This window comes from Fructilactobacillus sp. Tb1 (assembly GCF_050500285.1).
GTDB lineage: Bacteria > Bacillota > Bacilli > Lactobacillales > Lactobacillaceae > Fructilactobacillus.
The window spans coordinates 279,076-299,783 of sequence record NZ_CP191377.1; the positions used below are offsets into that span (position 1 = coordinate 279,076).

A 20,708-nucleotide genomic window follows, 5' to 3' on the forward strand; every position below is an offset into this window, starting at 1 on the left:
TTATTCAATTGATACTAAAGTAACTTTACTGGTTCCATCGACTTCAGTAATTTCTTTTAAAAGTTCATCAATCGTAATTTCCATCGTACTCAAATCCAATGAAATTACCACACTGGCAACTTTATGAATGGGAATATTTTGGTTAATCGTCAAGATGCTGGCTTTACTATCAGCAACTTTCTTCAACACTGATGAAAGAATTCCTCGTTGGTCATCTAGCATCAATGAAATAACGGCTTTACGATTCCAGTTTGATTCATCAGTTTCGTAAACCAAATCCTTGTACTTGTAGAAACTTCCCCGGCTAATTCCAACTTCTTTTACTGCTTCACTAATATTTTTGATTTTGCCACTATCTAATAATTGGCGTGCTTCAATCACTTTACTAAAAGTATCTGGTAATAATGATTGATCAACAATGTAATATTTATCTATTTTAAAGCACCTCGATTTTGACACCTTGATTTTCAACTTGGACGGGTTCAACTCGCCAGGCTGGAAGATGTTCTGTTATTTTTTTTATCATTAATTTTTGTTTTTCATCACTGTCAGCAATTCCCATTAAGGTTGAACCACTTCCACTGATGTACATCGCACAGTTTATTTTATCACATATTTTTTTAACTTCGACGTAATTTTTAATTAGTTTTTGCCGATATGGTTCCTGCATCTTATCCTGTAAAGCAATCTTTAATTTATTCAGTTCCCCACTTGCTAAGGCGTTGACTAATAATAAACTATGACTAACTTGGTATGTCACATCCGCATAACTCAGTTCGTGGGGCAAGATACTCCGGGCAGCTTCTGTGGAAACCTTAAAGTTCGGAATGATTGCGACAAATCGATAGTCTTGGTTAATTGGATAATTAATTAATTCAATTTCACCATCTTGCACAAACGACATACATAAGCCACCAAAAATGGCTGGTGCTACATTGTCAGGATGACCTTCCATTTCGTTAGCCAGTTTTAAAACATCTTTGTGATTAACTGGGACATGGAACCAGACATAAGCTGCTACAATTCCCGCTACAATACAAGTAGCTGAGCTTCCTAAACCGCGGGACACCGGAATGTCACTCTTAATTTGAATTGCAACCTTTGGTACTTCTTGATCCAAATTCTGGCAGCCTTTCAAAAATGCCCGATAAACTAAATTATCTTCATTTTGAAAATCTTTGGGACAACCGTTAATTCGTAAAACATCACTAGGCGAAAATTCAAACGTATTGTAAAGATTTACTGCCATTCCCATGCAATCATACCCAACCGCTAAATTAGCGCTTGTAGCTGGAACTTTAATTCTAATCATGATCAAATACCTCATTTACTTTTTGGTAAACAAAGTTTGACATTTCAGCAGGTTTAATCACTGGAGCATTAACCGTTTGTTTTTCCCAAATAGCTTGTAACGGTTCTGGAACTGGAACATTGGTATAATCATTAATTTTTGCAGTTGTCACTTGGACATCTGCATCGTGTTGATCAAATAGAGCGTCTGACACAGCATCCACAAATTTGTAAGGACTAGCAGTACTCAATAAAATCATTGGCACTTCTGGATTTTCACTTTGAGCTTCACGCATGACTTTATAGCCAGATGCAGTATGAGGATCCATCAAATAATGATATTTATCGTAAACCATGCGAATTGAATCCTCAATGTCACGATCAGAACTGTAGCCACAAGCAAATTCTTTTAATAACTTATCCAACAATTCATCACTAACCTTGTATTTACCAGTTGCTTCCAATTCTTCCATTAACTTTTTAATGTAGGTAGAATCTTGACCACTCATATAGTAAAGTAAACGTTCAAAATTACTAGAAACTTGGATATCCATACTTGGGGCAACGGTCTTGAAAAACGGACGATTCCGATCATAAACCCCAGTAGCAAAGAAATCAGCTAAGACATTGTTTTCATTACAAGCCACTACTAATTTTTCGACTGGTAAACCAAGTTGTTTGGCATAATAACCAGCTAAAATATCTCCGAAGTTACCCGTTGGCACCGTAAAACTTACTTTATCGCCTAACTTAATTTCACCTTTGGCTAATAACTGTTGATAAGCACTGAAGTAATACACGACTTGGGGAATCAAACGACCAATATTGATGGAATTGGCACTTGATAAAATCGTTTGATCACCTAACTTAGCCTTCAAGCTATCATCATTGAAGATTTTTTTGACGTTCGTTTGAGCATCATCAAAGTTTCCTTCAATGGCAGCCACATTGGTGTTCTTTCCATTAGTAGTTAACATTTGTTGATGTTGCACTGCACTAACCCCACCATCAGGATAGAAAACTGTAATTCCCATTTGGGGTTTGTTTTTAAATCCATCTAAGGCAGCTGTTCCAGTATCACCACTGGTAGCAGCTAGAATCATGACTTGTTGTTCTTCTTTAACTGCACGTGTCATTAATTGAGGTAACATTTGTAAACCAACATCTTTAAAGGCACTAGTTGGTCCATGAAATAATTCTAAGACGTGAAAATCATCAACAGCTTGCAACGGTGTGATTTTTTTATCCGAGAAAGTATCAGAATATGCATTTTTAATTGATTCGTCGATTTCAGTTTCCGAAAAGTCAGGTAATAATAAGGTTAAAATGCGTTTTGCAATTCCTTGATAATCCAATCCAGCTAATTTAGTTAAATCAAAATTCAATTCTGGCAAGGTTGGTAACACAAACAATCCCTTGTCGTCAGCGAACCCTTTCACGATTGCTGCTTTAGCATTAATCTTAACTCGGTTATCCCTTGTACTCGTGTAAAACTCATTCATTATTTTCTGACCCCCGTCACTTGATTTTTTGTTATATACATGATAATCTGTTTTCAAATAAAAAACAAGTGTGTAGTATCAAAAAACAAAAAAATAAGAGGTATTTATAATGAAAATTGCTATTTTAGGTCGCGGAACAGTTGGTTCAGGAGTCGATAAAATTATTGCTGATGGACAAACACCATTTTTAAAATCACTCTCAGTTAAATCAATTTTTGTAAGAGAAAACAAAATTAATTTAGATCCCCGTAATACAGCTAATTATGCTGATATCTTAAATGATCCAGACATTGATTTAGTCGTGGAAACTTTAGGTGGGTTGGAACCATCACATTCCATGATTGTCGAAGCCCTTAACCATGGTAAAAACGTGGTAACTGCTAACAAAGCGGTTGTCGCACGTCATATTCAAGAATTCACGCAACTAGCACGTGAAAACAACGTGAAATTCTACTTTGAATCAGCTGTTGGTGGTGGAATTCCTTGGATTATCAATTTGGAACGTGCCTTACGCATCGATGAAATTGATTCAATTCACGGAATCTTCAATGGAACTAGTAACTTTATCTTAGATCAAATGACAAAGACTGGTGCTAGTTTTGACAGCGTCTTAGCTGAAGCGCAAAAACTTGGTTATGCTGAAGCTGATTCTAGTGCCGATATTGACGGTTATGATATTGAAAACAAATTATGTATTAGTGCTGATATTGCTTATAACACAGTTGTTGAACCAGGTGCTGATTTACTTAAATTTGGGATTCGCAATATTACTGCGGCAGATATCGCATACTTCAAAGAACATGGTTGGGTGGTTAAATTACTTGGTCGTAGTTTCCGTCGTGTTGATCAATTCAATTTCGTTGTAGAACCTACTTTATTTGCTCCAGGTCAAATTGAAGCTGGTGTGCATGATAACTATAACTACGTTGGTTTACGTGGGACTACAATTGGTAAATTGACGTTTAACGGTCAAGGAGCCGGAATGTTACCAACTGCCCATGCACTCGTACAAGATATTATTGATATTCAAGTTCAAAATGATCATCTTGATCGTCGTTTTGATAAACAACTTAACCTGGATAATTCAACTAAGATTATGGATTACATTGTCAGAACTGACGCAGATTTAGCACCCTTATTACCGGATTACAAAGTTACTGTTGATGGTAACTACTGGTTAGTGAAACAGATTAACACTGAATTAATCCATCAAACTGTGGCTAAACTATCAGGTAAACCATTCTTCGCATGTATCAACGGAGGCGCAAAACATGAAAGTCGCTAAATTCGGTGGAAGCTCCATGGCCGATGCTCAGCAATTCAAAAAAGTTAAAGATATTATCTTAAGTAATCCTGAACGTCAAGTCGTGGTCGTAAGTGCCATGGGTAAAGGAAAAAATAATCCAGTTAAACTAACAGATCAATTAATTAATTTAGCTAATGGTGAAGATAATTTTGCCGATATCAAAAATCGGGTAGCTAAATTAGTGGCTGCTTTGAATTTAAATGTCAAAATTGATGATTTACTTGCCCCATTGAAAAATAAACATTTAGATGCTGCCGAGATTGTCTCACGCGGTGAATTTATTACGGCTACTTTAATGGGTGCTTATCTTGGTTGGCCCATGATTGATGCCGCTAAGTTTGTCACCATTGATGAGAATGGGATTGACTATCAAACCTTGCAAGCAAAACTAGATGAATTAATTAAGGATGTTGATCACTTTATTGTGCCTGGTTTTTACGGCGTTAATCCGGCTGGTGAAATCACGTTGCTCCAACGTGGTGGTGGCGATACCTCTGGAGCTTTAGTTGCTAATTTGATGGATGCGAATGTTTACGAAAACTGGACTGATACTTCGGGAATTCTCCAAGTTGATCCTCGCATTATTGATGATCCCCATCAAATCAAAGAATTATCTTTTGATGAATTGCAAGAATTAGCTTACTTAGGTGTACAAGTCTTCAATTCTGAAGCTGTCCAACCAGTAAAAATGAAAGGTATTCCAATTCATATTAAAAATACAAATCGTCCGGATGATGCTGGTACAAAGGTCGTTTTGAATCGGGTCCATCCTTCTCAAATTACTGGGGTTGCTGGTAAGAAAAATCAAACTGTGATTACTTTGAAACAATACCAACTTAATCGGAATTTGATGGCAATTGCAGAATTGATCGGTAAATTAAATGAACAACCTTATCAATTTGATTATTACCAATCTGGTGCTGATCAGATCAACATTGTGTTGAATGACATTAGCACGACGCAACTCTGTGAAGTCGTCGATATGATCCAATCCGAAATTAATTTAGATTTGGAAATTCAAGTCCAATCTCAAGTTGCTTTGGTGGCAATTGTCAGTGATGAATTGAAATCCCACCCTGCTATGACAGGTAACTTTATTGCTGATTTGGATAATAGTGATATTAAAGTTAACTCTGTTTTCCAAGCAACCAATGATATTAAAGTTGTCTTTGGGGTCGCTAACAAAGATTATCAACGGACGATTGCGGAATTGTATAAACAAGCATAAGAAAAGAGTATCGCAAATTGCGATACTCTTTTTTGATATTAATCATCATTTTTTCTAGATAATAATATATTTGGTCACTAGCAAAATCTAAAGATAAATCAATTCTGTTTTTACTATCAGAAATAAAATTCCGCTTATTTTTATATGTAACTTGAAAGGCAATTTTATTTTTAAATTGATCTGAAATATCCTTATAAAATGGTAATTCATTTTCAGAAGTATCAACATGATCTTCTAACTCTGCATTGTCTACAAATGCAACAGCACAAATTGCCTTCGTATCAATAAACCAGTTCCCTCCAACATACCATGTATCAGATAATATATCTTCACAATCTTCCAAGATATCATCCGTTTTTAATGATAATTTTTGATATTTAAATTCATCTGGTAATTTCGGTCTTAAAATATATGACTTTTCAATATTATATATTGGATTTTCTTTTTTAATTAATTGCGTTGCATCTTTAGTTACATCAATTAACTCAAAAGAAATTCGTTTACCATCCGCTTCTATCCAAATATCAGCACACGGTAAGTTTAATTTTTGCATGTTTTAGTTCCTTACATATTTAATTCTCAAATCATTCAATTCATCTTTACCAATCAAACCATTACGTTGAAGACGATTAACAACTAACCCTGGTTTAATCTCAATTTGATCAGCAAACTTAATTACTGCTACTTTTGAAAAGTCTTTTTGCTCAACAAAACGATTGTATTTAGCTTTTGACATTAATACTTTGTTAGCATAGTCATCCGCTTCTTTTTCCAGCTTAGCTAAATCTAGCACGCTATCAATATCTTTATCGTCAGAAGCAACGATAATGTGACCTTTCTTAGCTTGTAGGACATGCTTAATCTCATGCAATAACACCATCCAAAATTCATCTTCATAGGTGAAATCATCTGCTAAAGCTAATAAGACTATCCGATCATTGACCCATTTAACAGCACCATGAATTCCACTGTCTTTTAAAGGGGGAAGTATAACAAATTCTATACCATTTTTCGCAAATAATTCTTTCAATTTTGGTAATGATTTTTCAATATTTTCATTAGTTAATTCTTTAACTTCTGGAATAACTTCTCGTAACCCTTTTAAGTTAATGTCTTCAGTCTGAATTTTTTTACCCACGTTAACGGCCGTTTGTACCCAAGCATTAGAGTTTAAAATATGTTTTTCATCATTGATATCACCAGTTGCTTTGTATTGCACTAAAAAATATCTACTCTTCAATAACTGTAGTGAATTAATTTCGAGGTATCTTCTAAGATTAAGGACTTTTTCACGATCATCATCCGTTTCTTCCATAATGCCCTGTTCAACCCAGTATTGATAGTTAACTTCACGAAGCATTTGCTTTTCTTTTTTTAGTTGTTGTTTCAACCTAATCTCTGCTAAATCTCTATGAAATCCATCATTTAATCTCTTCCACTGAGAAACTTTAGTTCCTGTAGCAATGGCTATTTTAACTTGTAGTTCGGGATTAAGTTCACATTTTCCATTAATTAGTTCACTCAACTTCTTTTCAGAAATACACATTCTAATTGCTAATTCTTTTTGTGAATATAATCCTACTTCAATAAAATCTCTGATATGTGTTCCTGGATGAACTGCTGTCATATGTCCATCTGTATACATTTGCGTTTTATTAAACTCACTCATAATGTTTTGATACCTCCTCAATCCCGATAATAGTTATTGCTGTATAAAATTTTTTCAGATTTGTTTTACTTGGTAGATTATCATTTAAAGGTTTAATTATTAATCGATAACTACTTCTTCTAGATCCAATGTCAATAGCAAATAAACCATCTAATTTTCCCTTTAACTCATGAAGTTTAACTCATGAAGTATATATATTTGTTCCTCATTTAATTTCTCAAGATTATCATAATAGATATCCATAAGATTAATTATTTTACCTAACCTATTAGCATTCTCTTTTCCTAGCTTTTTTGTTGCTCTTCGTAAATCAGTACACAGTAATTCAACGTGTCTGTTTTTATATTTCAGTTCGATTATAGCACATTTTTTCTCGAAAATAATTTCTAATAACGAAATTATTTTTACTTATTTTTGAATATATAAAAAATACCATTCTTAGTAATATACGTAGAATGGTATTTTATGTGCTATTTAATTTTAATTATTCATCTTCAAGATAAAAACTCTTTAATTTATAAGTTATGACTGGTTCAACATAGTATTCGTATTTTTTAACTAACTCACAAATCTTATCACCATTAATTAAAGTAATCATACGAGTACCTTGGCGGGATGCTTCAATGGCATTACGTGTGAAGTCTGAATTAGTAATAAACACTCCAAATTCCGCATTATGTTTATCCATTGCTCCACGGAATTTATCTATCTCAGAAGATGAAACCTTTCCTTCCCAACGTTTCGCTTGTAAAGCAACCCGAGTAGTTCGATAATCATTAGCTTGAACGTAACCAAAACCATCAATTCCTCCATCTCCAGTGTATTCAATACCTAGTTTGTCATCAATAATAATTCCCATTTCTTTTAACAAACCACGACAGAATAATTCGAACTTTTTATGATTCATTTTCTTCAATGCATCTAACAATTGGTCTTTCCATGAATCTTCTTGATCATCTAATTCTGTTTCAGAATCAGATTCTTCTTCAACTAATTTATCGATAGTTTTTGTATTTTTTTGTTCATCAACTATGTCGCGAACAGCTCGTTGAGCATCAAACTCATCTAAATTAACAGTACGACCTTTTTCAGATAATTGAAGTTCTCGATTATTTTCTGTTTTAATATATCCGGCATGAATTAGATATTTTACTGCAAAATTTAAAGTCCAAAGAAATGGCTGATACTCATTGCCAGATTTTTTTGAAGTTTTTATTTTATCAACCGTCTCTTCGTTAATAATATCTGAATTATCTCTAATATCTTGACGAATTTCTTTTCTAGTTACTGGGCCACCTAAACGATGCATTGATTTTAAGACTTCACCCATCGTTAGATTTTCATATTTGATTGCTTTGTTTGTCATTGGAATTCCATCCTTATAAAAAAAGTAGATTCAATTATATACTTTTAAGTATATATCAAATCTACTTTTTAATTATTTACGTTCGAAAACAGTTACTGATTCATCGGTTCGCTACTAGCAAATCATTTGAAATATTATTTTCTTTCGAAAACCGTAACAGACTCAACGTGTGGAGTTTGTGGGAATTGATCAACCGGTTGAACTGGTTGGTTAATTTCGTATCCACCCTCTTCAAGCAACTTAGCATCACGAACTAAAGTTGCGGGATTACATGATACATAAACTAGACGTTCAGGTTGCATCTTAAGAACACTTTCGATGAAACTTTCGTCCATCCCCTTACGTGGAGGATCAACAACGATAACATCCGGTTTGATACCATCTTCAGCCCAAAGTTTCATTTGCTTCTCAGCCTTACCAACCACGAAAGTAGCGTTATCAATGTGATTCAATTTAGCATTAGTTCTAGCATCTTCAATTGCTTCTTTAACTACATCAACACCATAAACATGTTTTACGTTTGGAGCCATTGCCAATGAAATAGTACCGATACCACAGTAAGCATCAATAACCACATCATCTTTAGTTAACTTAGCTTTTTCGATTGCAAGTTTGTATAATTTTTCAGTTTGAATTGGGTTAACTTGATAGAAAGAAAGTGGAGAAATCATGAACTTAGTACCGAGTAATTCATCCATGATGTAGTTCTTACCTTCAAGAAGGTAATTCTTACTTCCCATTAATTTGTTTCCTTTACCAGTGTTAATGTTAATCATCAAACTGTCTAAGTTAGGAAGTTTTTCCATAATATCATGAGTAATTTCTTGGGCATGAGGTAAATCACGACTGTTAATTACAATCACAATCATCATTTCATGACTGAAGAAACCATAACGAACCATGATGTTACGAATCAAACCTTCATGAGTTACTTCGTTGTAAGCAGCAATGTTATATTTACGTAAAACATCACGAACAACAACAACGGCTTTATCAATTTCTAGTTTTTGAATGTAGAAGTCTTCAATTGGAATCAAGTCGTGACTGTGACGACGGTAGAATCCAGTTTCAAGACGATTGTTAATCATACGAACAGGAATTTGCGCCTTGTTACGGTATTGAGATGGATTTTCCATTCCAATTGTAGGATTAACTTCAACATTAAGATGATCTTTTTTGAACATTTCAGCAATTTGGTGTTGCTTGAATTCAAGTTGTTTGTCATAGCTTAAATGTTGTAATGGAGCAATTCCTGATTGGGTGTAACGTTTATCAATTGCTTCTACACGGTCAGGACTCTTTTTGATGATACTTTCAAGCTTAGCAAAAGCAAAGTTACGTTTTACTTTAAGCACTTTGATTTTTACTTCTTCACCTGGAAGTGCATCTTCGATGAAGATTGGGTAATGTTCGTTTACTTTAGCAACACCCAAACCTTCAAATGTTAAATCAGTAACTGAAACCGTTAACTCTTCGTTTTTGGTTACTGGTGCATCAATTTTTTTACTCATTATTTCTCCCTAATAAAAAGTTTTGCCGTTAATCCGACAAAACTTTTTAAGTCTATTCTTGGTCAGCTTTTTCTTTAAGATTTAGATTAGCAAAAATTTGAATATGTTCTTTCAAGTTATCAAATTTCATTGGTGCAACTCCACCAAATTCACCATCTAAATTAATTGGCATTTTTGTATCATCTTGTGGTTCAACAGAAAAATGCTTAGTCTTCTTATATACAATTCGGTTATCGTCAACATGACGACCACCATTTAAGGCCTTGGTTATTAATTGTAACACTTCAAAGACGTTTCCGGTCTTTACAATAATCATTGTAAAGTTTCCGTCATTTAGTGAGGCATCTGGAACTAATTGTTCAAGACCCCCAACTGAATTAGTCATCGCTAAGAAGAACATCAAGGCTTTTCCATTGTATTCTCCCCCGTCATATTTGGCGTTAATTTCAACGGGATGACTGCTTGGTAACATTTCAACAGCTTTTAACATATAAGCCATGTAACCAAAAATTGTTTTAAGATCCGCAGGAACTCCATAGGTTAATTCAGTTAAACGACCGCCAGCAGCGATATTAATAAAATATTCTGTTTCAGTATCATTATAGGCTTTACCAACATCCATTGGAGTTAACTTACCATCAATCATAACTTTAGCAGCTTCAACAAAATCATCACGGGGAATTCCTAAAGCTCGGGCAAAATCATTAGTAGTTCCAGCAGGAATAATTCCAATTTTAGGTCGCTTTTCTAAAGGTGCAATTCCATTAATAACGTCATTAATAGTTCCATCGCCACCGGCAGCAACAACTAAATCAAAACCATCTTTGGCAACACGAGTCGCTTCATCTCTAGCTGAATGTGGTTTTGGAGTAGTAGCAAAAGTACTAGTTTCATAGCCCCCATTTTCTAGGACATTTAAAATATCAACCAATTTTGGCTTGAGAGTTTCTCGCCCCGAACTTGGATTATAAATTATACGTGCTCGCTTTACCATCGTTACACCACTTTCTCTACTTATTTAATGATTGCATCAATAATTTGTTAACTACTGATGGGTTTGCTTTACCTTGGGTCTTCTTCATAATTTGACCAATCAAGAAACCAACGGCACGATCTTTACCATTCTTGAAATCTTCAATTGATTGAGGATTTGCTTCAAGCACTTCATCAATAATTGGTTGAAGTTTTGCAGGATCTGATAATTGAACCAATCCTTTTTCTTCAACAAATTTCTTAGGGTCTTTACCCTCAGTAACCGCTTTGAAAACTTTCTTAGCCATCTTAGTTGAAATAGTCTTGTCCATAATCATCTTGATCATGGTTGCTAAACCTTCTGGAGTAATCTTAGTTTCACTAAGATCAACTTGGTTATCGTTCAAGTACGCGTTAACGTCACCTTGTAAGTAGTTAGATGCCATCTTAGGATCACTACCAAGTTCAATTAACTTATCAAAGAAGTCTGACATTTCTTTAGTTTGTGTAAGAACCATTGCATCATATTCAGTAAGACCCATGTCTTCAACGTAACGTTTACGACGACTAGCGGGCATTTCTGGAAGTGAATTTCTTAATTCTTCAATCCATTCATCTGAAATATCAAGACTTGGAAGATCTGGTTCTGGGAAGTAACGATAATCATCTTTACCTTCCTTAACACGCATAAGGTAAGTCTTACCATTTAATTCATCGTAACGACGAGTTTCGGCACCAATTGTACCACCAGCCATCAATACTTGCGCTTGACGAATTTCTTCATAAGCTAAAGCTTTACGAACGTAGTTAAATGAGTTCAAGTTCTTAAGCTCGATTTTTTGACCTAACTTATCACTACCAACGGGACGAAGTGAAATATTACAGTCAACCCGCATTGAACCCTCTTCCATCTTAACGTCAGAGATTCCAGTAAATTGGATTCTTTCACGTAAACCTTCAAGGTAATCATATGCTTCTTGTGGGCTACTCATTTCTGGTTTAGAAACAATTTCAACCAAAGGAGTTCCTTGACGGTTTAAATCAACGTAAGAGAAGTTCTTTCCATGGGTATTTTTACCGGCATCTTCTTCAACATGCAATTCTTCAATCCCAATTTTCTTCATTCCGTTATCAGTTTTAACTTCAATCCAACCATTAGTAGCAGCTGGAGTATCGTTTTCTGTAACTTGGTAACCTTTTGGATTATCTGGGTAGAAGTAGTTTTTACGGTCAAAGTGTGGATGTTGTTGCACATCAGCATGTAAAGCTAAAGCTGCAATGATACCATTGGCGATAACTTGTTTGTTAACAGTTGGAAGTGTACCTGGGTAACCCCAGTCAATCACGTTAGTGTTGGCGTTAGGTTCTGCACCATACTTAACGGGAGAAGGACTAAAAATCTTTGAATTAGTTTTTAACTCAACGTGAACTTCTAGACCGATAGTAGTTTCAAAATTCATAATTATTTCCTCCTATAATTCTGGTGTTTTTTTGTGGAAGTCAGTGTTTTGTTCAAAGGCATATCCAGCACGGTAGATAGTCTTTTCATCAAAAGGACGACCAATTAATTGAAGTCCAATTGGAAGACCATTACTAAATCCTGCAGGTAATGACATACCTGGAAGACCAGCCAAGTTAACTGGAATAGTCAATGCATCATTAATGTACATTTCCATTGGATCTGATGATTCTTCACCGATTCTAAATGCTGTACTAGTAGCAGTTGGAGTCATGATTAAATCATAATCTTGGAAAACTTTTTGGAAATCGTTAATGATTTTTGTTCTAACTTTAGCAGCTTGTTTGAAGTACTTATCAAATGAACCAGCTGAAAGTGAGAATGTCCCAATCATAATACGACGCTTAACTTCGTCACCAAAACCTTCTGAACGAGTTTTAACGTAAACATCTTCAAGGTTAGTAACGTCAGGGGCACGGAAACCATAACGAATTCCGTCAAAACGTTCCAAGTTTGATGATGCTTCTGAAGATGCAAGTACGTAGTAAGCCATTACTCCATACTTTGTATTTGGAAGTGATACTTCTTCAACAGTTGCACCTAATGATTTGTAAGTTTCAGCAGCTTTTTGAATGGCTTCTCTGATTTCAGGTTTAACTCCTTCACCTAAGAATTCTTTAGGTAAAGCAATCTTCATCCCTTTAACACCCTTATCGATGTCTTCAGTAAAATCAGGAACTTCTTTAAGTGATGAAGTTGAGTCATGCTTATCATGTCCAGCAATCACATTTAACATGTGAGCATTATCTTTAACGTTCCGAGTAAAAGGACCGATTTGGTCAAAACTTGAACCAAAGGCAATTAATCCCCAACGTGATACACGACCATAAGTTGGTTTCATACCAACAACACCAGTAAAGGCAGCAGGTTGACGAATTGAACCACCAGTATCAGAACCAAGACTAGCAAGGACTTCTCCAGCTGAAACAGTAGCTGCAGAACCACCTGATGAACCACCAGGAACAGTATCTAAGTTCCAAGGGTTACGAGTAGTAGCAAATGCTGAATTTTCAGTAGAACTACCCATGGCAAATTCATCCATGTTAGTTTTACCAACAAAAACAGCACCGGCATCCTTAAGTTTTTCAACAACTGTAGCATCAAATAATGAAACAAAGTTTTCTAACATTTTTGAAGCTGCGGTAGTCCGCATTTCTTTAGTAACCATGTTGTCTTTTAAGGCAACTGGGATCCCTGAAAGAATACTATCAGGATCAATTCCAGCAGCATCAATTGCCTTAGCTTGTTCAACGGCTTTATCGTTAACAGTTAAGTAAGCTTGGACTGATTCATTTTGAGCTTTAATCTTATCAATAGTTTGTTGAGTTAATTCAGCAGAGGTAATTTCTCCATTAACTAATTTGTTATGAAGTGATTCTAAATCTGTATCAAAGTAGTTCATTATTTGTCCTCACTTTCGTCAATAATTGTAGGAACACGGATAAGACCATCCGCAGTTTCAGGAGCATTGGCTAATAATGCATCGCGTTGACCCCAGTTATCAGCAACATCTTTCCGTAAGACGTTAATTCGATCAGTTACTGAGTAAGTAGGTTCGATTCCTTCTGTATCAACAGTTCCAAGTTCATCTAACATATTCAACATATCGTTTAATTGTTCGGTAAACTTAGGTAATTGTTCTTCAGTTAGCTTTAATTTAGCTAATCCAGCAATGTGTTGAGTAGTCGCTTCATTTACTTTTTCTGTCATAATGACCTCCTATTTATTCCATTAATAGTTTGTAAAGACGTGGGCACTAAACTTCTTATCATTCTTACCACGGTACAAGTAACTTTGAACACCATTAGTTGATCCAACTTGAATTTCAATTGGAGTTCCTGTTGGTAAGTACTTTTGTGCCGCATTTTGTAAGTATTGCGTGAAACTATTAATTTCGGTGTAGCTATAGAACTGAGTAGTAACATTAATCGTCATAGCTGATAATGATCCATCAGTATAATGAGCTTGAGCAGTAATTCCACTTAAATTGGGGAAGAATCCTTGAGTCTTATTCTTAAATTCATTAAAGGCTGCTTCGTCGTTAGCATTAGGTACTTTTTCACCACTTGCTACAGGCAATACATAATTCTTTTCGTCAATTTTACTCCAAGAACCAACTTCTTTTTCACCAGCTTTGTTAACTGATGATGCAATGAAGTTTCCACCAACTAAACTGTCATCTGGGGCAGCTTTGTAAAGTGCAATTACAATTGGAATATTCTTAGTATCTTTGTTTTGACGCATTCTAGCTAAAACTTTGTTGGCAATTTCTTTACCATTAGCTTCGATATCAGCATCCGTTAAATGTTTAGAATATTGAGCACCATATTTTTCCTTAGTGTAATAATAAACTGAATTCAATCCAATTCCAATAGTCATGCCCTTAAGCTTCATTTTACCACCTTCTTGTTGAAGGTAATCTTGTTCATCAATTTGTTGAAGATATTCAGGCACAATCTTTTTATTTGGTTGATATGGATTTAAACCTTCGGGATTATCCTTAGTTTTACGTCCTAACCAATTATAAGTTGTATCAGTTGAAATGTATTGACCTTCTTGGAAAATATATTTATCTGGTGAAAATTCTTTTTTAGAAATATTTTGTAATCCACGTTGGAAACCTTGTAAGTTAAATGTATTACTAGTTTGGCTTTGATCAACTCCAGATGATTTACTTACTTGGTAATGACCATCTTTAATCAAACTTTGGTAATTACTTCCTGAACCATTCCCAGTCAATTGAGTTTTACTTGAACCAATATTGGATCCAACTCCATTACTTCCACAGGCTACTAATACCACTGAACTAGCGGCAACTAGTAACATCACACCTAATCGTTTCATTCCTTCACCCCATAATAATAGTTCTATTTTTCCATTTCAGTTTTAAATTTTTGTTCGTTCCAAACTGGAATGTTTAATTTTTCTGCTTTAGCTAACTTACTACCAGCAGCTTCACCAGCAATGACTAAGTCAGTTTTCTTTGATACACTGCCAGTCACTTCTGCTCCATGCGCTTCAAGCCATTTAGCAGCTGTACCACGTGTCATTTCAATTAACTTACCTGTTAATACTACTCTTTTTCCAGTAAAAAAGGTTTCCTCAGCCACAACTGGGTTAGTTGATTTAAATTCTGTATTAACGCCTACTGCAATCAATTCATTAATTAATTCTTGACTGTTCGGATCAGAAAAGTAAGTTTCCACACTATCTGCAATAATACCACCAATCGAATCAATTGCCGCAATCTCTTCGCTAGTAGCCTTCATAATGTTTTGAATGTTGCCGAAATGTTCTGCAATCACTCGAGCAGCTTTCCCACCAACGTGCCGAATTCCTAAACCAAAGAGTAATCTTTCAAGCGAGTTACTACGGCTATCATCTAAGGCTTTTAATAAATTATCAGCTGATTTTTCGCCAAACTTATCAAGTTCAATTAATTCATCATGATTAAGCTTGTAAAGACTGGCCACATCATCAATTAATTTACGATCAAATAATTGGGCAACCAACTTAGGTCCTAGTCCATCAATATCCATGGCATTACGGGAAGCAAAATGAGTCACTTGTTCAGATAATTGAGCTGGACATTTGGGATTAATACAACGTAAAGCTACTTCATCATCTAAATGAACTAGTTTAGCACCGCAAGAAGGACAATCAGTTGGAATTTGATATGGTTTAGAATCTGCTGGTCGCAATTCTGGAAGAAAACGTTCCACTTCTGGAATAATATCTCCTGCTTTATAAAGAATTACAGTATCACCAATGCGAATATCTTTTTTCTCAATATAATCAGGATTATGTAAGGAAGCACGGGAAACCGTAGTTCCAGCCAATTTAGCTTTATCCATAATCGCAGTTGGAGTAACCACTCCAGTTCGTCCTACTGTCCATTCAATATCTAAAATTTTAACTTTCGCAATTTCAGGGGGAAATTTATATGCAATCGCCCACTTAGGTACTTTAACTGTATGGCCAATTTCCATTTGTAATGCAAGTGAATTAGTTTTGATAACGATTCCATCAATGCCATAAGCTAAATCATTCCGGCGTTCCTGATATTTATCAATATATTGATTAATTTCATCCATATTATGAGCAACAACTGAGTTTTCATTAACTGTAAAGCCTAATTCTTTTAATTCTTGTAATAAACCACTTTGAGTTGTAGCTTGTAAATCGTCATAATCGGCTACATTGTACATAAACGTGCTCAAATGACGATCTGCCGTAACTTGTGCATCTAATTGACGAAGACTACCAGCAGCAGCATTACGTGGGTTAGCAAAGGTACTCTTCCCGTCATTTTGCCGCCGTTCATTTAACTTCAAAAATTCTTCTTTACCCATATAACATTCACCACGAACTTCAATGTCGATTGGACGTGTCAAAGTTTGTGGAATTGATTTAATGGTTAAAGCATTTTTAGTAATATCTTCTCCAATATGTCCATTTCCCCGCGTCGAAGCTTGAACTAATTTACCAGCTTCATAACGTAATGCAATTGAAAGACCATCAATCTTCAATTCACAATTAAATTCAGTATCATTAGGATATTCTTTTTGTAAGCGATTAATAAACTCAGCTAATTCTTCTTTTGAGAAAACATCACCTAAAGATAACATTGGAATTGGATGCTCAACCTTATTAAGTTCTGAATCGGTACTACCTCCTACTCGTTGTGTAGGAGAATCAGCGGTTACAATCCCTGGATATTTTTCTTCGAGTTTAGTTAATCGATCATAGACTTGATCGTATTCAGCATCTTGGACTGATGGTGAATCTTGTTCGTAATATTCTTTCCCCCACTTAATTAATTGGGGACGAATTGCTTCAGCTTCTTGTCGTGCTTGATCTTCAGTAATTTGCTCTAATGGAATCTTTTCCAAAGCTGTCACCTTCTTATTCTTCGACTTTAGTGATTGGGGCAAAAGCAGCTAAGAGCCGTTTTACACCTTTTTCTGGGAATGCAATATCAAGTTCCATATCTTCACCAGTACCGTTAATTTTCACAACAGTTCCGATTCCCCAGGCCTTATGGGTTACTTTGTCACCAACTGACCAATCTTTTTTATTTGCTCCAGTTTCTTTGGGCTTCTCAACTCTTTGAGCTGGACGTTTGTAAGGTGTACTAAAGGCCCGTTCAGTACGACGATTGTATGAACTATTATCAAATGGTGTCTTAGGACCACGAGCTTGTTGCATAGCTGCATCATTTTCAATTAATTCTGGTTTAATTTCATCCATGAAACGTGATTCTGGATTGTTTTGCATCCGCCCATATAACATCCGTGAGAATGCATTTGTCATATAAAGTTTCTTTTGGGCACGGGTAATTCCCACATAAGCTAAACGACGTTCTTCTTCTAATTCATCTGGATTTTCAGCTGCGCGAGAAAGTGGGAAGATTTTTTCTTCCATTCCTGGCATGAAGACTACTGGGAACTCCAAACCTTTAGCAGCATGTAAGGTCATTAAAGTAACTTGTTTAGCATTTTCATCAACATCATCTTGGGCTGAAACTAAGGCTAAATCAGCTAAGAAATCAACTAAACGATTACCAGTTTCACTATCAGCTGGGTCATATTTATCATCAAAGTTTTGCGTTACAGAAATAAATTCTTCAATATTTTCGATGCGGGCTTGGTTTTCTAATGATTGGTTCTGTTTCAATTCCGCTAGATAGCCAGTCTTTTCCAAGATTTCTTCTGTAATATCAGTAACTGATTTTGCTTTTGCATCTTCTTCAATTCCACGCATTGTTTGACCAAAATTAGCAATTGCGTTTCGTGCACGTGAAGGGATAGCATTAGCCATCATCACGTTTTCAGCAGCTTCTGATAAACTCATACCAGTATCTCCAGCAAACATCCGAAGCTTTTCAAAACTAGCGTTACCAATTCCCCGTTTAGGCACATTAATTACTCGTTCAAAACTCAATGAGTCATTCGGATTAGCTACCAACGTTAAATATGAAAGAATATCCATAATTTCTTTACGTTCGTAGAACTTGTGGCCACCGACAATGTTATAAGGGACTCCTGATTTAGGGAAGGTTTCTTCAATCACACGGGATTGAGCATTAGTTCGATAAAGCACCGCAAAATCATCATAAGAATAATGTTCTTTATGCATTTCTTCTTTAATTTTAGCTACGATATATTGCGCTTCATCACGTTCACTTTGAGCTCGATAATATGTGATTTTGTCACCTTGAGCGTTTTCAGTCCAAAGGTTCTTATCTTTACGTTCATCGTTATTTTGAATTACACCATTAGCGGCATCCAAAATAGTTTTAGTGGAACGATAGTTTTGTTCCAACATCACTGTTTTAGCAGTTGGATAATCAGTTTCAAAGTTTAAAATATTGCTCATATTGGCACCACGCCAACCATAGATACTTTGATCAGCATCTCCAACTACGCAAATATTTTGATATTTGTCAGCAAGTAATTGTACCAATCGGTATTGAGCTTCGTTAGTATCTTGATATTCATCAACGTGAATGTAATGGAATTTATTTTGGTAATAACTTAAAACATCTGGGAACTTTTCAAATAACTCAATCGTTAACATAATTAAATCATCAAAATCAACAGAATCATTTTTCTTCAAACGATCTTGATATTCAGCATAGACTCCTGCAACAACTTGGTGGAATGGATTTCCATCATTATGATTACGTGCATATTCTTCAGGGGTTTCCATGTCATTTTTAGCACTAGAAATAGCACCTAAAATCGCACGAGGATCATTCTTTTTTGGATCTAAGTTTTGATCACTAAGAATCCGTTTAATTAAAGTCTTTTGTTCACTAGTTCCAGCGATATTGAAAGCTTGGTTATAACCTAACTTTTCGATATTACGACGTAAAATTCGTACACCTAGAGCATGGAAAGTAGAAACCCAGACATCATCTCCACCAACTTCAAGTAATTTATTAACCCGTTCTTTCATTTCACGGGCTGCCTTGTTGGTAAAAGTAATCGCCAAAATGTTCCATGGCATTACGTGTTTGTCTTCGATTAAATAGGCAATTCGATGAGTAAGAACCCGAGTCTTACCACTACCAGCACCTGCCATTACTAAAAGAGGGCCTTCAGTTTGTTCAACTGCTTCTTTTTGTTTATCATTCATACTTTTTAACAGGTCTTTAATTGCCATTTTTATTCGTCCTCCAAAAATTTCTCTTATCTTAATTATAGCAAAAATAGAGCCAGCATAAATGCCGACTCTATGATTTTTAGATTTAATTTAGGTTATACTTTTCAAAACTTTCAATTGTATCATTAACTGAATCAGTTGGAATTAAAACACACTGGTGTTCGAAATATAATTGCCAGTTAGGTTCTGCATTTTGAGCATTTAAAACATCATTTAGTTGTTCTGGTGTAAATGATTTCAAAATGACATCCGTGTACTTTTGGGCTTCTAATAATGGAAGCCCAGCTAATGCTCGAAGATGTTCACGGTATTCGTTGATATTCATGCCTAGATTAAAGATAAATCCATTTGAACTGGCTGTAGGTTTTACCCCACAAACATATAGTGTATCATTTTTATCAAAACCAAAAGTCACTTCAAAATTACCAACATAGTTAATATTTTTAGCAATTTCGGTTGTAATCCGTTTCATTTCTGTAATTGCATCTTCAATTTTATCGAAGTGGTCATTAATTACAGTAGTACTTCCATTATGAGATGTATATTCAACTGCTGGAAATTGTTCAATCGAACCATCATTGGCACGTGTTGTAATTACTGCAAATTTGTGTTGATATTCAATATCGGATTCAAGAATGTAAGAACCATTTCCAAGCAATGGTTGAGCTAAATCAATTTCTTCCTTGGTTCCAATCTTCAATTGGTGACTATTATTAGCTGTCTTAATGATTGGTTTCAAAATAGCTGGATAGCCAATTGATTCACTAGCTTGATACAAATCATCAACATCGACAACAGTCGTGTAGGGTACGCTATTAATGTTAATTTGATCAAAGAAAGCATGTTCCAAAGCACGATCTTGAACAATTTCTAATAAATCTGTTCCTTGAGGAATATTAGTAAACTGTTGCATGTATTGGATTGATGCAAAATTAATCATATCAGTAGCATATGTAATCACATCACATTTTTCAGCAAAATCTTTTAAAACAGCATGATCATTAAAACTACCAACTAACATAAAGTCCGCATACTGTTTAATCTTACTTTCAGATAAACTAGTTAATACTCCTACATTTAGTCCAAAATTTTTGGCTTCTTTGACAATTTGACATCCATTAAGATTATCACCAATCACACCAAGCGTAGCCCCTGGTTTTAATAATGATGAATTCATG

The 20,708-nt window shown here is 35.2% G+C and carries 17 protein-coding genes; 2 read left to right on the plus strand and 15 right to left on the minus strand.

The features are described 5' to 3' along the window. The 3 genes from ACQW5G_RS01705 to thrC are packed head-to-tail and all read right to left on the minus strand — an operon-like array spanning position 1 to position 2,792. Entirely contained in the window at positions 1-435 is a 435-nt protein-coding gene (locus tag ACQW5G_RS01705; RefSeq protein WP_429971863.1) for an ACT domain-containing protein, read from the minus strand. Between the two features lies 1 nt (position 436). Beyond that, positions 437-1,312: a homoserine kinase gene (gene thrB / locus ACQW5G_RS01710; protein ID WP_429971360.1), complete on the minus strand. Its 876-nt coding sequence runs from the start codon at positions 1,310-1,312 to the stop codon at positions 437-439. Beyond that, positions 1,305-2,792, minus strand: a complete 1,488-nt coding sequence (gene thrC / locus ACQW5G_RS01715; protein WP_429971361.1) for a threonine synthase — start codon at positions 2,790-2,792, stop codon at positions 1,305-1,307. The genes thrB and thrC overlap by 8 nt, the downstream gene beginning before the upstream one ends. A gap of 109 nt (positions 2,793-2,901) precedes the next feature. On the opposite strand from thrC, the gene ACQW5G_RS01720 reads away from it, so the two are divergent. Together ACQW5G_RS01720 and ACQW5G_RS01725 are read left to right on the plus strand one after the other, a co-directional pair. After that, positions 2,902-4,077, plus strand: coding sequence for a homoserine dehydrogenase (locus ACQW5G_RS01720; protein ID WP_429971362.1), 1,176 nt, complete (start codon positions 2,902-2,904; stop codon positions 4,075-4,077). Then, positions 4,064-5,326, plus strand: a complete 1,263-nt coding sequence (locus ACQW5G_RS01725; protein WP_429971363.1) for an aspartate kinase — start codon at positions 4,064-4,066, stop codon at positions 5,324-5,326. The genes ACQW5G_RS01720 and ACQW5G_RS01725 overlap by 14 nt, the downstream gene beginning before the upstream one ends. On the opposite strand, the gene ACQW5G_RS01730 is transcribed toward ACQW5G_RS01725, so the two are convergent. The 12 genes from ACQW5G_RS01730 to ACQW5G_RS01785 form a co-directional block, all read right to left on the minus strand. Then, positions 5,277-5,879: a hypothetical protein gene (locus tag ACQW5G_RS01730; RefSeq protein ID WP_429971364.1), complete on the minus strand. Its 603-nt coding sequence runs from the start codon at positions 5,877-5,879 to the stop codon at positions 5,277-5,279. The genes ACQW5G_RS01725 and ACQW5G_RS01730 overlap by 50 nt on opposite strands. Before the next feature lie 3 nt (positions 5,880-5,882). Beyond that, a complete protein-coding gene (locus ACQW5G_RS01735) occupies positions 5,883-6,995 on the minus strand; it encodes a hypothetical protein (protein WP_429971366.1) in 1,113 nt (370 codons plus the stop codon). Positions 6,996-7,479: 484 nt separating this feature from the next. Then, on the minus strand, positions 7,480-8,361 hold the full coding sequence (locus ACQW5G_RS01740) for a restriction endonuclease (RefSeq protein ID WP_429971367.1): 882 nt from the start codon (positions 8,359-8,361) through the stop codon (positions 7,480-7,482). Positions 8,362-8,495: 134 nt separating this feature from the next. After that, positions 8,496-9,872: a 23S rRNA (uracil(1939)-C(5))-methyltransferase RlmD gene (gene rlmD / locus ACQW5G_RS01745; RefSeq protein WP_429971368.1), complete on the minus strand. Its 1,377-nt coding sequence runs from the start codon at positions 9,870-9,872 to the stop codon at positions 8,496-8,498. Between the two features lie 52 nt (positions 9,873-9,924). Continuing rightward, positions 9,925-10,866 carry a diacylglycerol kinase gene (locus ACQW5G_RS01750; protein WP_429971369.1) on the minus strand — a complete coding sequence of 314 codons (942 nt, stop codon included), beginning with the start codon at positions 10,864-10,866 and terminating at the stop codon, positions 9,925-9,927. Between the two features lie 16 nt (positions 10,867-10,882). Beyond that, positions 10,883-12,304: an Asp-tRNA(Asn)/Glu-tRNA(Gln) amidotransferase subunit GatB gene (gene gatB, locus ACQW5G_RS01755; protein ID WP_429971370.1), complete on the minus strand. Its 1,422-nt coding sequence runs from the start codon at positions 12,302-12,304 to the stop codon at positions 10,883-10,885. A 12-nt stretch (positions 12,305-12,316) separates the two neighbouring features. After that, positions 12,317-13,765 carry an Asp-tRNA(Asn)/Glu-tRNA(Gln) amidotransferase subunit GatA gene (gatA, locus tag ACQW5G_RS01760; protein WP_429971371.1) on the minus strand — a complete coding sequence of 483 codons (1,449 nt, stop codon included), beginning with the start codon at positions 13,763-13,765 and terminating at the stop codon, positions 12,317-12,319. Further along, positions 13,765-14,073, minus strand: coding sequence for an Asp-tRNA(Asn)/Glu-tRNA(Gln) amidotransferase subunit GatC (gene gatC / locus ACQW5G_RS01765; protein ID WP_429971372.1), 309 nt, complete (start codon positions 14,071-14,073; stop codon positions 13,765-13,767). Before gatC ends, gatA begins: the two co-directional genes overlap by 1 nt. A 21-nt stretch (positions 14,074-14,094) precedes the next feature. Beyond that, on the minus strand, positions 14,095-15,207 hold the full coding sequence (locus tag ACQW5G_RS01770; protein WP_429971373.1) for a CamS family sex pheromone protein: 1,113 nt from the start codon (positions 15,205-15,207) through the stop codon (positions 14,095-14,097). Positions 15,208-15,230: 23 nt separating this feature from the next. Next, the gene (ligA, locus tag ACQW5G_RS01775) at positions 15,231-17,246 is read right to left on the minus strand and encodes an NAD-dependent DNA ligase LigA (RefSeq protein ID WP_429971865.1); all 2,016 of its coding nucleotides are present in this window, start codon (positions 17,244-17,246) and stop codon (positions 15,231-15,233) included. Positions 17,247-17,268: 22 nt separating this feature from the next. After that, positions 17,269-19,530, minus strand: coding sequence for a DNA helicase PcrA (gene pcrA, locus ACQW5G_RS01780; protein ID WP_429971374.1), 2,262 nt, complete (start codon positions 19,528-19,530; stop codon positions 17,269-17,271). An 85-nt stretch (positions 19,531-19,615) separates the two neighbouring features. Continuing rightward, the gene (locus tag ACQW5G_RS01785) at positions 19,616-20,707 is read right to left on the minus strand and encodes an ATP-grasp domain-containing protein (protein WP_429971375.1); all 1,092 of its coding nucleotides are present in this window, start codon (positions 20,705-20,707) and stop codon (positions 19,616-19,618) included. Position 20,708 lies beyond the last annotated feature (1 nt).